A 13,974-nucleotide genomic window follows, 5' to 3' on the forward strand; every position below is an offset into this window, starting at 1 on the left:
GGGCAACGACCAGGAGTACAAGCAGGACATCGTCTTCACCAAGCAGCGCCTCGGCGGTGCCTTCCAGGTGCAGCCGGGCGCCCTGCACGTGGTGCCGTTCGGCCTGGAGATCCCGTGGGAGACGCCGATCACCCACTTCGGGGGCCAGCACCTGCACGGCATGAACATCGGGGTCAGCACCGAGCTGGAGATCGCGCGCGCGGTGGACGCCGGCGACCTCGACCCGATCAACGTGCACCCGGTGCCGGCGCAGCAGGCGATCCTGGACGCCTTCCGTCAGCTCGGCTTCAGCTTCCGCAGCGCGGACATGGAGCGCGGGCACATCCGCGGGACCCGCCAGACGCTGCCGTTCTACCAGGAGATCGAGTTCCTGCCCCCGGCGCAGTACCGCGGGCTGAACCAGGTCGAGCTGACCTTCGTCTCGGACGGCCGCGAGATGGACGTCGTGCTGGAGATGGACAAGAAGTCGGGGCTGTTCTCCGAGGGCAGTGACACGTACCGCTGCTTCCAGGTGGGGCTGCAGTCGTACCAGGGGACCGATTGGGCGGCTTACCTCAACCAGTGGATCGCGTCCGTGGGTTCGCAGCGCAACTGGTTCTAGGCTCGGCCCGATACCGGTACTGGTTCGCGATCAGGAGGTTCAGCAGTGGCCGAGCAGAGCAGGGCGCCGCTTCCGCACGATTTCCACCCTCAGGTGCACGCGTTCTCGGTGGAGAGCGCGGATCTCGAGCCCGGTGGTGAGCTGGGCGACGCCCAGGTGCTGAAGGGCGGGAACGTCTCTCCGCAGCTGCGGTGGGAGGGGTTCCCGGAGGGGACGAAGAGCTTCGCCGTGACGTGCTTCGACCCGGATGCCCCGACGGGCAGCGGGTTCTGGCACTGGGTGCTCTTCGATCTGCCCGCTTCGGTCACCGAGCTGCCGGCCGGGGCGGCCAGCGGGAAGTTCGAGGGGCTGCCCGCCGGGGCCGTGCACGTACGGAACGACTACGGCACGAAGGACTTCGGCGGGGCGGCTCCGCCGGCCGGGGAGCGGCACCGCTACGTGTTCACCGTCTACGCGGTGGACCAGGAGAAGCTGGGCCCCGGTGCGGACGTCTCGCCGGCGGTCGTCGGATTCAACCTGCGGTTCCACTCGTTGGGACGGGCGCAGCTGATCGGTGAGTACGAGGGCCCCGCGAGCTGATCGTTCGCCGTGCGTTTGCCCGGTCCTGGTCTAAAGGCGGCCAGGACCGGGCATTTTTATTGCGTTGTCCCGCGTGGCGCGCGCGGCCAGAGTGGTTGCGGGCCCAGCCGCCGGTGTGGTCGCGGGCCTGCACACGGGAGGTGGGCGAGATGCGGGACACGCTGGTGCTGAATGCGAGCTTCGAGCCGCTGTCGACGGTGACGCTGAACCGGGCTGTGGTCCTGGTGCTCCAGGACAAGGCCGTGGTCGAGCAGTCGCACCCGGAACTGCGTGTGCGCGGTGCCTCCCTGGATCTTCCGCTGCCCCGGGTGATCAGGCTGTGCCGGTACGTACGGGTGCCGTTCCGAAGACATGCTCCCTGGTCGCGGAGGGGGGTGCTGGTCCGGGACCAGCACCGGTGCGCGTACTGCGGGAAGCGCGCGACGACCGTGGACCACGTGCTGCCGCGGGCCCAGGGCGGTGGGGACACGTGGTTGAACACGGTGGCCTCCTGCGCCGAGGACAATCACCGCAAGGCGGCCCGGACTCCGGAGGAGGCGGGGATGCCGCTCCTCCGGAAGCCCTTCGTACCGTCTCCGGCGGATGCCATGCTGCTGGCCCTGGGGGTGGGGGGCCGTGAGGCGCTGCCCGAGTGGCTGGAGCGTTCCGCCTAGTACGGCCGGATGACCGCAGGTGCGATGGGCGACGTATTTCCCGTACGTCGCTCAGCGCAGCAGCAGCTGGACGATGGCGAGCACGCCGACCACGACGATGACCCCGCGGAGCACGGTCGGGGAGAGGCGGCGGCCGACCTTGGCGCCGATCTGGCCGCCGAGGGTGGAGCCGACGGCGATCAGGACCACGGCCGTCCAGTCGAACTCGGCGACGAAGAGGAAGAAGACGGCCGCGATGCCGTTGACGAGGGCGGCGAGGACGTTCTTGACGGCGTTGATGCGCTGGAGGTCCTCGTGGAGCGACAGGCCCATCAAGCCGACGTAGAGCACGCCCTGGGCGGCGCCGAAGTAGCCCCCGTACGCGCTGGCGAACAGCATTCCGGTGAGCAGGACGGGGCCGCCGTCGGGGTGTCCGGGTTCGGTGCCGGCGGCTTCCTGACGCCTGCGCAGGGCCGCGGCGAGGCGGGGCTGGAGGACGACCAGCACGAGGGCGAGTCCGATGAGGACGGGCACGATCGTGTCGAAGGAGTCCGACGGCAGGGTGAGGAGCAGGACGGCGCCCGCGAGTCCCCCGACGAGACAGACGGAGCCGAGCCGCAGGATGCGGCCGCGCTGGCCCTGGAGCTCCTTGCGGTAGCCGATGGCTCCGCTGATGGAACCGGGCACCAGGCCGAGGGTGTTGGACACGTTGGCGGTGACCGGCGGGAGTCCGGTGGCGAGCAGCACCGGGAAGGTGATGAGGGTGCCGGAGCCGACGATGGTGTTGATCGTGCCGGCGCCGATGCCGGCCGCGAACACCGCGAGTGATTCCCAGGGGGACATCGAGAGCAGAGACATGGACTGAGCCATCCCCTTTGCATGAGTGAGTCGCCTCCCCGCCATGAAGGTCGAGGGGCCTCACTGATCATGCAGGAGGGGACGGGCCGGTCAGTCGATGGGGGGCTGTTCGCGGCGCTCGGCGGCGGCCTTGTCGGCCGCGCCGGCGCCGTTGCCGCCGTCCTTGCCGGAGTTCTGCGGGTTGAAGCCCGAACCTCCGCCCATGGGGCCGAAGTTGCCCATGGCTCCCGAGAGGCCCTTGAGGGCGTCTCCGATCTCGCTGGGCACGATCCAGAGCTTGTTGGCGTCGCCTTCGGCGATCTTCGGGAGCATCTGGAGGTACTGGTAGGCGAGGAGCTTCTGGTCCGCGTCTCCGGCGTGGATGGACTCGAAGACCGTACGGATGGCCTGCGCCTCGCCCTCGGCCTTCAGTGCGGCGGCCTTGGCCTCACCCTCGGCGCGCAGGATGGAGGACTGCTTCTCACCCTCGGCGCGCAGGATCTCGGACTGCCTGACGCCCTCGGCCTGGAGGATCGCGGCGCGCTTGTCGCGGTCGGCGCGCATCTGCTTCTCCATCGAGTCCTGGATGGAGGTCGGCGGCTCGATCGCCTTGAGCTCGACGCGGTTGACGCGGATGCCCCACTTGCCGGTGGCCTCGTCGAGGACTCCGCGCAGGGCGGCGTTGATCTCCTCGCGGGAGGTCAGGGTCCGCTCCAGGTCCATGCCGCCGATGATGTTGCGCAGGGTGGTGACGGTGAGCTGCTCGATGGCCTGGATGTAGCTGGCGACCTCGTACGTCGCGGCCCGCGCGTCGGTCACCTGGTAGTAGATGACCGTGTCGATGTTGACGACCAGGTTGTCCTGGGTGATGACCGGCTGCGGCGGGAACGGCACGACCTGTTCGCGCAGGTCGATGCGGTTGCGGATGGAGTCGATGAACGGGACGACGATGTTGAGGCCCGCGTTGAGGGTGCGCGTGTAGCGGCCGAAGCGTTCGACGATGGCGGCGCTGGCCTGCGGGATCACCTGGATCGTCTTGACCAGTGCGATGAAGACCAGAACCACCAGAATGATCAGGACGATGATGATCGATGACATGCGGTTCCCCGTGCCCTTCCGGCTGTCCGTGCTGCCCCGTTGATCGGAGTCTCGCAGACCCCGGGGCCGCGGGTCGGCTGCTTGGCTCAAGCTCGACAAGCTCACATGACGATCGCGGTGGCTCCGTCGATCTCCACGACGTCGACCTGCTGGCCCGGTTCGAAGATGCTGTCCGCGTCGAGGGTGCGGGCGGACCAGACCTCGCCGGCGAGTTTGATCCGGCCCCCACTGCCGTCGACGCGTTCGAGGACGAGCGCGCTTCTGCCCTTCAACGCGTCGATTCCGGTGCGGTGTTGGGGCCGCTGCTCACGGTGGTGGTTGGCGATCGAGCGGACGACGGCGATGAGCGCCACCGCGACGATCACGAAGACCAGGACCTGGGCGACCACTCCCCCGCCGAACGCCGCCGTGACGGCGGCGGCGACCGCGCCGACGGCGAACATGCCGAACTCGGGCATCGCCGTCAGGACGAGCGGAATGCCCAGTCCGACCGCGCCGATGAGCCACCAAAGCCACGCGTCGATGTTCACATGGTCATGGTAGGTCGGGCGGACGCGGTCGGGACAGGGTGCGACGGCGCACGGACGGGCAGTACGGGCGCGCCCGTACGAGCGGTGCCCGTACCGCCGGCCGTACTAGCGCAGCGGGAGGCCCTGGGCGGTCCAGCGGTCGCTGTCGTTGCGCTCAACGACCAGGGGCAGGCCGAAGCACAGCGAGAGGTTGCGCGAGGTCAGTTCGAGGTCGATCGGGCCCGCGGTGACGACCTTGCCCTGGCGGATCATCAGGACGTGGGTGAAGCCGGGGGCGATCTCCTCGACGTGGTGCGTGACCATCGCCATGGACGGCGCGAGCGGGTCGCGGGCGAGGCGGCCGAGGCGGCGTACGAGGTCCTCGCGGCCGCCGAGGTCGAGGCCGGCGGCGGGCTCGTCGAGGAGGAGCAGCTCGGGGTCGGTCATCAGGGCGCGGGCGATCAGGGTGCGCTTGCGCTCGCCCTCGGAGAGGGTGCCGAACTTCCGGTCGAGGTACTCCGTCATGCCGAGGCGGTCGAGGAAGGCGCGGGCGCGCTGCTCGTCGATCTCCTCGTACTCCTCCTGCCAGGTCGCCGTCATGCCGTACGCGGCGGTGAGGACGGTCTGCAGGACGGTCTGGCGCTTGGGGAGCTTGTCGGCCAGGGCGATCCCGGCGACGCCGATGCGCGGGCGCAGCTCGAAGACGTCGCTGCCGGGCTTGCCGAGGGTGCTGCCGAGGATGGTGGCGGCGCCCTTGGTGGGGAAGAGGTAGCTGGAGGCGAGGTTCAGCAGCGTGGTCTTGCCGGCGCCGTTGGGGCCGAGGATCACCCAGCGCTCCCCCTCCTTCACCGACCAGGAGACCTGGTCCACCAGAGCCCGGCCCTCGCGGACCACGGATACGTCCACCAGCTCCAGAACATCGCTCATGAGCGTGTTGTCTCCCCTTGCAGTCTCGGTTTCGTCTGTGCACCGGTAGGCGCAGCCCCAGGGGAAAACCTACGCCACTCGGCGAGGGGTCCGGGCGTCAGGTTGGCCGCGGGGGCCGATCCGGGGTGATCCGTAAAGTGGGGGAATGCTTTTCGAACCACGTTCAGGGCGGTTGGCCGCCTGGGGGAACGCACTGCTGGCCGGTTTGGTCTCGCCCGACGAGGCCGTGTTGTCGATCGTGGGCGAGGACGCCGTGCACCGGGTGGAAGGGTTGCCGGGCGAATCGGGTCCGGTGGGCCTGACGCTGGCGCTCGGCCGGATGCGGGCGCTGGGGGTGACCGGGCTGCGGGTGGCGCTGCCGGCGCCGGGGCATCCGCTGGGGCTGAGCGGGCCGGCCGAGTTCAACGCTCGGGCGCTGGAGGCGGAGGAGGCGGTGGTCGCGGTGGGCGCGGCGGTGGGTCTGGTGCCGGAGGTGGCCGAGGCCGGGCCGCGGGGGGACGTGCACGTCTCGGTGACGTGGCACTGCCTGCCCGTACGGGAGGCCCCGCCGGCGGACGTGCCGTCGCTCGGTGAGGCGGAGCGGGAGCTGGCGGAGGCGCTGCGCGAGGCGACGGTGGTGCTGACCCGGCTGGACGTGGCGGGGTCGGGGCCGGTGGCGGAGGCCGCGCTGTCGGCGTACCGGGCGCGGGCGGACGCGGGGCGGGAGGTGCTGGCGCCGGGGTATCCGCCGCGGGCGGTACGGGTGCTGGCGCTGGCGCAGCGGGTGGACCTGCTGGTGTCGCTGGCGTACGAGCACGGGCCGGGCGGCGCGGTGGCCGCCTCGGAGATGGCGGCGCGGGCGGAGGCGTTGCGGCCGGTGGAGCGGGTGGCGCGGCGTGCGCTGGTCGCGGCGTACAACTCGGCGGTCGAGGAGCGCGAGCGGGGCTAGCGCCGCTGTCCCGGATGCACCGCGGCCCCGCTTCCCGGGGAGAGGTGGGGGAAGCGGGGCCGGTGGGTGGGGCTGGTCAGGCGTTCACGCCGGTGTTGCCAAAGGCGCCGTTCAGCAGGCCGATCACCGAGACCGTGTTGCCGACCACGTTCACCGGGACGTGGACGGGGACCTGGAGCAGGTTTCCGGAGGCGACGCCGGGCGAGCCCACGGCCTGGCCCTCGGCCGACGCACCGCCGTGCGCCGAGGAGACACCGGCGGCCGCGGCAAGGAGGCCGCCCGCGATCACGGTGACGGCAGTGGCCTTCTTGATGTTCTTCACGTTCTTCGTCCTCCAGTACGTCTGCCGCGGCCAGCCGCCGCGGCACGTCATGAAGAACGGTCATCGGACGAACGGGATACGCCATGTGGGCGACATCCACCCGACAGTATGAATCTTCGAATCGGAGCTGGAGGGTCCGTTCCGGCCGGGTTCAGTCCGTGATTCCGTGCCTGACCGCCCACAACGCCGCCTGGGTGCGGTCCGCGAGGTCCAGCTTCATCAGGATGTTCGAGACGTGCGTCTTGACCGTCTTCTCCGACAGGACCAGCGCGCGGGCGATCTCCCGGTTGGACCGGCCGTCCGCGATCAGCGACAGCACCTCCTGTTCCCGTTCGGTCAGGGAGCCGGCCCGGCTCGACGACGGCGGTCCCTCCTGGGAGAGCAGGGCGTCCGCCACCTCCGGCTGGAGCAGTACGTGGCCGGCGTGGACGGAGCGGATGGCTCCGGCCAGGGCGTCGGGGTCGATGTCCTTGTAGACGTATCCGGCGGCGCCGCCCCGCAGGGCCGGGACCACCGTCCGCTGCTCGGTGAAGCTGGTGACGATCAGCACCCGCGCCGGGTTCGCGAGCGCGCGCAGTCTGCGCAGGGCCTCGATGCCGTCGGTGCCCGGCATCTTGATGTCCATCAGGATCACGTCGGGCCGCAGCTCCTCGGCGCGGGCCACGCCCTCCTCCCCGTCGGCGGCCTCCCCGACCACCTCGATGTCGTCCTGGACCTCCAGGAACGTACGCAGGCCGCGGCGGACCACCTGGTGGTCGTCCACCAGCAGAACGCGGATGGGCGTGTCAGCCACCGGGGACCTCCATCTCGATCGTGGTGCCCGTACCGGGCTCCGAGTGCACGGTGAGGCGGCCGCCGACGCCGCTCGCCCGGTCCCGCATGGAGACCAGGCCGAGGTGGCGTCCGGCCGCGCGGATCGAGGAAGGGGAGAAGCCGCTTCCGTTGTCCGTGACGGTCAGCACGGCTCCCGCGGCCCGGCGGGCGAGGGTGACCTCGACGCGGTCGCCGCCGGAGTGCCGCAGGGCGTTGTGGAGGGCCTCCTGGGCGACCCGGAGCAGCGCCTCCTCCTGGGTCGCCGGGAGGGCCCGTACGCCGTCACAGGTGAAGGTGACGTGCGCGGTGTGGGCGCGGTCGAGTACGTGGACCTGGTCGCGGAGGGTGGCGACCAGGCCGTCCTCGTCGAGACCGGCCGGGCGCAGCTCGGTGACGGCGGAGCGCAGCTCGTCGGCGGCCTCCGCGGCGAGGGCGGCGACCTGCTGGAGCTCGCCCTTGGCGCGGGCCGGGTCGCGGTCGACGAGGGCGGCGGCCGCCTGGGCGGTCAGGCGGAGCGAGAAGAGCTTCTGGGCGACGGCGTCGTGCAGCTCGTGGGCGAGGCGGGAGCGCTCCTCGGCGATCGTGAGCTCGCGGCTGCGCTCGTAGAGCCGGGCGTTGGTGAGAGCGATCGCCGCGTGCTGGGCGAGGAGGGCGAGGAGCTCCTCGTCCTCCTCGGTGAAGCCGCCGGGGCACTTCTTGTTCGCGAGGAAGAGGGCGCCGAGGGTCTCCTCGCCGTCGCGGACGGGCTGGCCGAGGAAGTCGGACATCTCGGGGTGGGCGGGGGGCCAGCCCTCGAAGCGGGGGTCCTTGCGTACGTCGGCCAGCCGCTCGGGGCCGTCCTGGTGGAGCATCGCGGCGAGGATGCCGTGCTGGCGGGGCAGCGGGCCGATCCGGCGCCACTGCTCCTCGCTGATGCCGTCCACGACGAACTGGGCGAAGCCGCCGTGGTCGTCCGGGACGCCCAGGGCCGCGTACTCGGCGTCGAGCAGCTGGCGGGCGGAGACGACGATCGTGCGCAGGACGTCGCGGACCTCCAGCCGTCGGCTCATGGCGAGGAGCGCGGTGCTCACGGCGGCGAGGCCGCCGCGGGGGCCGCCGAACACGGGACTACCAGTCATGGGCTCACCGTACTCGCGGCTCTGACCTGCGGGATCGGGCTCGGGCCCTAGGCCCGGGGGCGGTGTGCCCTCCTCCTGTGGGAGGGGGCCCGGGGGGCCGTCTCTGCCCTGGGGATGAGCGTGGTGGCGGGCTTGTGGTCCTCAGGGTGGAGAATTCCGTTACGGATTGCATTGCTGTCGCAACGCTTGGTGAGACCGTTACGTGGCCGATGTGAGCCCGGGCATAGGACCCACGTCACTTACGAAGGCGCCTAGTGGACACATAAAGACCGTGTCAGCGCTGCCACGCCTAGCGTCCGGCCTGGAATTCCGCGCCCGTCGGCGCCCCCTGATCCACTAAGCGGGATCGTACGTCACACCTTTGCCAGGCCATTTTGCCGCCGCTAAGAATTGCTCCCGTCGCACAGCGCCGCGGATCCCGGATCCGAGCGGCGCTTTCCTGCGGCTCCCCGATTCGAAGAGGTTGCTACGCATGTCCAAGACCAGCACCCCCGGCCACAGTCGTCGTATGACGAAGGCGCACAAGATGTCCTTCGCCGCGTTCGCCACCATCGGCGCCGCCGCCCTGGCCGCCACCGTCGTCCCCGCCGGCACCGCCGACGCCGGTACGACCGTGACCGCCGCCCCCGTGGCGTGGACCCAGGCTGTCGAGGGTGTCCAGGCCAAGACCGTGCAGCACCTCAGCGCCCAGACCAAGCTGGCCACGGACGCCGCGAAGGTCGAGGCCGCGATCAAGGCCAAGGCCGTCGCCGCCCAGGCCAAGGCCGACGCCGCGAAGGCGAAGGCCGACGCCGAGGCCAAGGCGAAGAAGGACCGCGAGGCGAAGGCGGCTGCCAGCCGTTCCACCGTCCGCAAGCCGGTCTACGCGAACAACCTTGACGGCTGGATCAAGGAGTCGCTGGCGATCATGAAGGCGCACAAGATTCCGGGCACGTACAACGGCCTGTACAAGAACATCATGCGCGAGTCGAGCGGTAACCCGCGGGCGATCAACAACTGGGACATCAACGCCCAGAACGGCATCCCCTCGAAGGGCCTGCTCCAGGTCATCAAGCCGACCTTCCTCGCGTACCACGTCCCCGGCACCCCGCTGGACCAGTACCACCCGGTCGCCAACATCGTCGCCGCGGCCAACTACGCCGCCGACCGTTACGGCTCGATCGACAACGTCAACAGCGCCTACTGAGGGCGACTGGCGTAGCGACCCCCATGCGCCTCAGGGCGGCACCCGGTATCCGGGTGCCGCCCTGAGGCGTTTCGTGCGGGGAGCGGGCCGACCGGCGGCCGCCGGCGCTAGTTGCGCATGACCTCGGGCTCGTGGCGGCGCAGCAGCTTCTGCACCGCGAAGCCGCAGGCCACACCGATGAGCAGCAGGATCGTGATGTTCACGCCCCACTGGGCGATGGAGTGCTCCCACAGCGGGTCGGTGTTGGTCGGGTTCTGCTGGTCCCACGGCGGCATGAGCTTGCCGAGGTCGAGCGTGGTGCCCGCGGCGGCGACCGCCCAGCGCGAAGGCATCAGCCAGGCGAACTGCTCCAGGCCCGGCGAGTCGTACACCTGGAAGAGGATGCCGGTGAAGACGACCTGGACGATCGCGAACATGACCAGCAGCGGCATGGTCTTCTCGGCGGTCTTCACCAGCGAGGAGATCACCAGGCCGAACATCATCGACGTGAAGCCGAGCGCGGTGACCGACAGGCAGAGCTCGACGGCCGGGGGCATGATCAGGCCCTCGGCGGGCAGGTCGCGCGGGACGAAGCCGATGGCGCAGATGACCACGCCCTGGATGGCCGTGATGAAGCCGAGGACGATCACCTTCGACATGAGGTACGCCGACCGGGACAGGCCGGTGGCGCGCTCGCGCTCGTAGATGACGCGTTCCTTGATCAGCTCACGGACCGAGTTCGCGGCGCCCGAGAAGCACATGCCCACGCACAGGATCAGCATGATCGTGCCGGCGTCGCCGTTGAACCGGGACGGCGGCTTCGGCGGCGCGAGGCCGAAGGTCGCGGGGATGACCGTCGAGACCACGCCCAGGACCGCGGGCAGGATCAGCATCAGGGCCAGGAAGCCCCGATCGGACGCGATCACCGAGACGTAGCGGCGGATCAGGGTCCACAGCTGGTCGCCCCAGCCCTGCGCCTTCGGCGGCATCATCTGCTGGATCGGCGCCATGGCGACCTGCTGCGGGGCGACCGAGTCGAGGTCGGCGGCGTACAGCTGGTAGTGCTGCGAGCCCTTCCAGCGGCCGGCCCAGTCGTAGTCGCGGTAGTTCTCGAACGCCGAGAAGACGTCCGCCCACGTGCTGTAGCCGAAGAAGTTCAGCGCCTCGTCCGGCGGACCGAAGTACGCGACCGAACCGCCCGGAGCCATGACCAGCAGCTTGTCGCACAGCGACAGCTCGGCCACGGAGTGCGTGACGACGAGGACGGTGCGGCCGTCGTCGGCGAGGCCGCGCAGCAGCTGCATGACGTCGCGGTCCATGCCCGGGTCGAGGCCGGAGGTGGGCTCGTCGAGGAAGATCAGCGAGGGCTTGGTGAGGAGCTCCAGGGCCACGGACACGCGCTTGCGCTGACCACCGGAGAGCGAGGTGATCTTCTTGTCCTTGTGGATGTCGAGCTTGAGCTCGCGCAGGACCTCGTCGATGCGGGCGGCGCGCTCGGCCTCGGCGGTGTCGCCGGGGAAGCGGAGCTTGGCCGCGTACTTGAGGGCCGTGCTGACCTTCAGCTCCTTGTGCAGGATGTCGTCCTGCGGGACCAGGCCGATGCGCTGGCGGAGCTCCGCGAACTGCTTGTACAGGTTGCGGTTGTCGTAGAGGACGTCGCCCTCGTTGGCGGGCCGGTATCCGGTCAGCGCCTTGAGCAGCGTCGACTTTCCGGAGCCGGAGGGGCCGATGACGCCGATGAGCGACTTCTCCGGGACGCCGAAGGTGACGTCCTTGAGGATCTGCTTGCCGCCGTCGACCGTGACCGTGAGGTGGCGGGCCGAGAAGGAGACGTCACCGGTGTCGACGAACTCCTCGAGCCGGTCGCCGACGATCCGGAACGTCGAGTGGCCGACGCCGACGATGTCGTTCGGGCCGAGCAGCGCGGTGCCGGACTTGGGCAGCGGCTGGCCGTTGACGTAGGTGCCGTTGTGGCTGCCGAGGTCGTGGATCTCGAAGCGGCCGCCCGCGGAGCGGAACTCCGCGTGGAGGCGCGAGACCTGGAGGTCCGATACGACCAGCTCGTTCTCCAGGGCACGGCCGATCCGCATGACGCGGCCGACGGCGATCTGGTGGAACGTGGTCGGGCTGCGGTCACCGCCGTAGGCAGGGGCCGCACCCTGCTGCTGCGGGATGTGCGGCTGCTGCGCCTGCTGGTGCTGCTGCGGCTGCTGCTGCCAGGCCTGCTGCTGCGGCTGGTGGCCCTGCACCTGGGCCGGGGCCTGGTACGCCGGAGCGGCCTGCTGGGCCGGGGCCTGGTAGGCGGGCGCCGGGGCCTGGTAGGCCGGAGCGGCCTGCTGCGGCGCGGCGGCGGCCGCTGCGCTCAGATTCAGCCGCGGGCCGTCGGTGGCGTTGCCCAGGTGCACCGGCGTACCGGGCACGAGCTCCGTCTGCTGGACCCTCGCGCCGTGCACGTAGGTGCCGTTGGTGCTGCCGTGGTCCTCAATGCCCCAACCCCGGCCGTTCCAGGCGATGGTGGCATGCCGCCACGACACCCGGGCGTCGTCGATGACCACGTCTCCCTGGGGGTCGCGCCCCAACGAGTACGACCTGGACGGATCGAGCGTCCAGGTCCTTCCATTCAATTCCAGTACGAGTTCCGGCACTCCAGCCCCACTTAAGTCCCCCGAGAATCCCCCTGACGCCAGGGAGTCCGACGTCAGGGAGTCTAGGGATGGCGAACATCCGGGGGAACTATTTCAGGCCTGCGGCCACATGTGGAATCGGGGCCTTCCCGGGGCGTCTACGCCTGCCCGTTGACGGGGGCGAAAGTCACCCGGAGAGTGAGATACGGGACTTCTCACCCTGTCCGACCCCGTCCCGCTCGGCACGCACGCTCGACACGCACCGGGGGTACGCATGCGCCGCATTCGCTGGGGAGACGTGGTCCTGTCGGGCATCGCAGCCACCGGCTGGGCCCTCGTCGCCATGGCCGGGGTCGCCGCCCTGGGGCTGCACCTGTTGGGCGCCGACGCCGCGGGAGGCTCGCTCGGGGCGATGACCGCCGCCGTGGTGGTCCTCGCGATCGGCGGCACGGTCACCCCGTCGGGAGACATGTCCGTCCTCGGGATCACCGGGCCGGGCGCCCAGTCCTCCCTGGACATCATGCCGCTCGGGGTGGGACTGGCCGGGGCGCTGGCCTTGGCCCGGATCTTCCTGCGCTCGATCCGGACCGGGGCGCCCCGCGGGGAACTCGCCGCCCGCGCGGCCGCGGTGGCGGTGCTGCTCGTCGCCGCGGCGGGCGGGCTCGCCCGGGCCGGGCACGAGGTGGTCACCCTGGACGGGCCTCGGCTGCCGAGGACGCCGCCGAAGGTGGTGGTCCCGGGGATCGGGGACGTCGGCGGGCTGCTCCCGGACCGCATCGGGGACCTGATCGACACCCGGGCCCGGGTGGGGTTCTCGGTGGAGACCGGGCCGACGCTGCTGGGCGCGGGGGTGTGGGCGCTGTCCGTACTGGCGGTGGCGCTGCTCGCTTCGCGGCATGGGCCGGCGGCGTTCGCGCGGCTGCGGCCCGCGGTGTCGGCGCTGGTGACGGTCCTGCTGGTGGCGGTGGCGGCCGGGCTGGCGGCCGCGGTGTGGGCGGCCGCGGGCGACGAGCATCCGGGGCGGATCCTGGGCGCCGCACTGCTGGGGGCGCCGAACGGGGCCTGGACGGGGGTGCTGCTGGGGCTTCTCGTACCGTTCGACGGCCGGGCCACCGGCGCGCTGGGCCGACTGCTGCCGGATCCGCTGGACGATCTGCTGGGGGAGTCGGCGCGGGAGCCGGTGACGGTGTCCCGGCTCGCGGAGTACGACGGGCGGGTCTGGCTGCTGGTCGCGGGGGTGGGGCTGCTGCTGCTCTGCGCCGGTGTGCTGGCCGCCGTACGGACTCCGGGGCGCGGGATCGCGGCGTGCGCGGTGCGGCTGGCGGCCGTCACCGGGGTGGCGGCGGCGATGCTGGTGCTGCTGACCGGGGTGTCGGTGGACAGCTCGCTGTCGGTGCTCGGCGTGGATGCGGTGGACGCCGGGGTGGTGCTGTGGGGGGACACGCTGTACGCGGTGGCGCTCGGGGCGGCCTGGGGTGCGGTGGCGGGCGGGGTGGGGGCCCTGCTGGCCGGGCGCCGCCGTCCGCCGCAGCCGGTGCCGGTGTCCGGGGCAGGGCGCGGTGGGGCGGCCGGAGCGGCCCCCGACGCGCCGACGGCCCCGTACCGGCCCCCGCCGGGGCGGCCGCACCCGTACGCCCGTCCGGGGCCCGAGCCCTACGCGGAGCCGGACGGCTCCTGGGACGTCACGGTCACCCGGCTGCCCCGCCGGCCCGCCGGCCGGCCGGCACCGCGCCACCGCCCGCCGTTCACCCCGCCTCCGCCCCCTCCCCCGCCGCCACCGCTGGGGCCCCCGGGCTGAGACACCGGGAGAGGAGAGGAGCG

General features: G+C 71.3%; 14 protein-coding genes (1 of these 14 only partly in view). 6 read left to right on the top strand and 8 right to left on the bottom strand.

Translation table 11 applies throughout. From position 1 onward, the window contains the following. The 3 genes from OG509_RS09935 to OG509_RS09945 form a co-directional block, all read left to right on the top strand. Positions 1 to 601 carry the 3' portion of a sporulation protein gene (locus OG509_RS09935; protein ID WP_406181795.1) on the top strand. 182 nt of this gene lie to the left of the window's left edge, so 601 of the gene's 783 nt are visible here — the last part of the coding sequence; its start codon lies beyond the left edge, outside the window; the stop codon is at positions 599 to 601. A gap of 45 nt (positions 602 to 646) precedes the next feature. Beyond that, positions 647 to 1,180 (top strand): YbhB/YbcL family Raf kinase inhibitor-like protein, encoded by a 534-nt coding sequence (locus OG509_RS09940; RefSeq protein WP_406181797.1) that lies wholly within the window; start codon positions 647 to 649, stop codon positions 1,178 to 1,180. A 149-nt stretch (positions 1,181 to 1,329) separates the two neighbouring features. Then, positions 1,330 to 1,833: an HNH endonuclease gene (locus OG509_RS09945; protein ID WP_030162330.1), complete on the top strand. Its 504-nt coding sequence runs from the start codon at positions 1,330 to 1,332 to the stop codon at positions 1,831 to 1,833. A gap of 51 nt (positions 1,834 to 1,884) precedes the next feature. Here OG509_RS09945 and OG509_RS09950 read toward each other — a convergent pair whose 3' ends face one another. The 4 genes from OG509_RS09950 to OG509_RS09965 form a co-directional block, all read right to left on the bottom strand. Continuing rightward, positions 1,885 to 2,655: a sulfite exporter TauE/SafE family protein gene (locus OG509_RS09950; protein ID WP_406187521.1), complete on the bottom strand. Its 771-nt coding sequence runs from the start codon at positions 2,653 to 2,655 to the stop codon at positions 1,885 to 1,887. A 105-nt stretch (positions 2,656 to 2,760) separates the two neighbouring features. Further along, positions 2,761 to 3,747 carry an SPFH domain-containing protein gene (locus OG509_RS09955; RefSeq protein WP_387292444.1) on the bottom strand — a complete coding sequence of 329 codons (987 nt, stop codon included), beginning with the start codon at positions 3,745 to 3,747 and terminating at the stop codon, positions 2,761 to 2,763. Positions 3,748 to 3,848: 101 nt separating this feature from the next. Further along, a complete protein-coding gene (locus OG509_RS09960; protein WP_385591360.1) occupies positions 3,849 to 4,277 on the bottom strand; it encodes an NfeD family protein in 429 nt (142 codons plus the stop codon). Between the two features lie 105 nt (positions 4,278 to 4,382). After that, positions 4,383 to 5,183, bottom strand: a complete 801-nt coding sequence (locus tag OG509_RS09965) for an ABC transporter ATP-binding protein (RefSeq protein WP_030162321.1) — start codon at positions 5,181 to 5,183, stop codon at positions 4,383 to 4,385. Positions 5,184 to 5,328: 145 nt separating this feature from the next. Between OG509_RS09965 and OG509_RS09970 the strand changes: the two genes are divergently transcribed. Then, positions 5,329 to 6,111, top strand: a complete 783-nt coding sequence (locus OG509_RS09970) for a hypothetical protein (RefSeq protein WP_385591363.1) — start codon at positions 5,329 to 5,331, stop codon at positions 6,109 to 6,111. 76 nt (positions 6,112 to 6,187) lie between these two features. On the opposite strand, the gene OG509_RS09975 is transcribed toward OG509_RS09970, so the two are convergent. The 3 genes from OG509_RS09975 to OG509_RS09985 all read right to left on the bottom strand — a co-directional run bounded on the left by OG509_RS09975 (position 6,188) and on the right by OG509_RS09985 (position 8,349). Then, positions 6,188 to 6,433 carry a chaplin gene (locus OG509_RS09975; RefSeq protein WP_406181801.1) on the bottom strand — a complete coding sequence of 82 codons (246 nt, stop codon included), beginning with the start codon at positions 6,431 to 6,433 and terminating at the stop codon, positions 6,188 to 6,190. Between the two features lie 151 nt (positions 6,434 to 6,584). Then, positions 6,585 to 7,226 carry a response regulator gene (locus tag OG509_RS09980; protein ID WP_406181803.1) on the bottom strand — a complete coding sequence of 214 codons (642 nt, stop codon included), beginning with the start codon at positions 7,224 to 7,226 and terminating at the stop codon, positions 6,585 to 6,587. After that, the gene (locus OG509_RS09985; RefSeq protein WP_406187522.1) at positions 7,219 to 8,349 is read right to left on the bottom strand and encodes a GAF domain-containing sensor histidine kinase; all 1,131 of its coding nucleotides are present in this window, start codon (positions 8,347 to 8,349) and stop codon (positions 7,219 to 7,221) included. The genes OG509_RS09980 and OG509_RS09985 overlap by 8 nt, the downstream gene beginning before the upstream one ends. A gap of 487 nt (positions 8,350 to 8,836) precedes the next feature. On the opposite strand from OG509_RS09985, the gene OG509_RS09990 reads away from it, so the two are divergent. After that, positions 8,837 to 9,550, top strand: coding sequence for a transglycosylase SLT domain-containing protein (locus tag OG509_RS09990; protein WP_406181805.1), 714 nt, complete (start codon positions 8,837 to 8,839; stop codon positions 9,548 to 9,550). A 107-nt stretch (positions 9,551 to 9,657) separates the two neighbouring features. Here OG509_RS09990 and OG509_RS09995 read toward each other — a convergent pair whose 3' ends face one another. Beyond that, the gene (locus OG509_RS09995; protein ID WP_406181807.1) at positions 9,658 to 12,174 is read right to left on the bottom strand and encodes an FHA domain-containing protein; all 2,517 of its coding nucleotides are present in this window, start codon (positions 12,172 to 12,174) and stop codon (positions 9,658 to 9,660) included. 253 nt (positions 12,175 to 12,427) lie between these two features. On the opposite strand from OG509_RS09995, the gene OG509_RS10000 reads away from it, so the two are divergent. After that, on the top strand, positions 12,428 to 13,951 hold the full coding sequence (locus OG509_RS10000; protein WP_406181809.1) for a streptophobe family protein: 1,524 nt from the start codon (positions 12,428 to 12,430) through the stop codon (positions 13,949 to 13,951). The last annotated feature ends 23 nt before the right edge of the window (positions 13,952 to 13,974 follow it).

It is taken from the genome of Streptomyces sp. NBC_01006, assembly GCF_045162725.1.
Classification (GTDB): domain Bacteria; phylum Actinomycetota; class Actinomycetes; order Streptomycetales; family Streptomycetaceae; genus Streptomyces.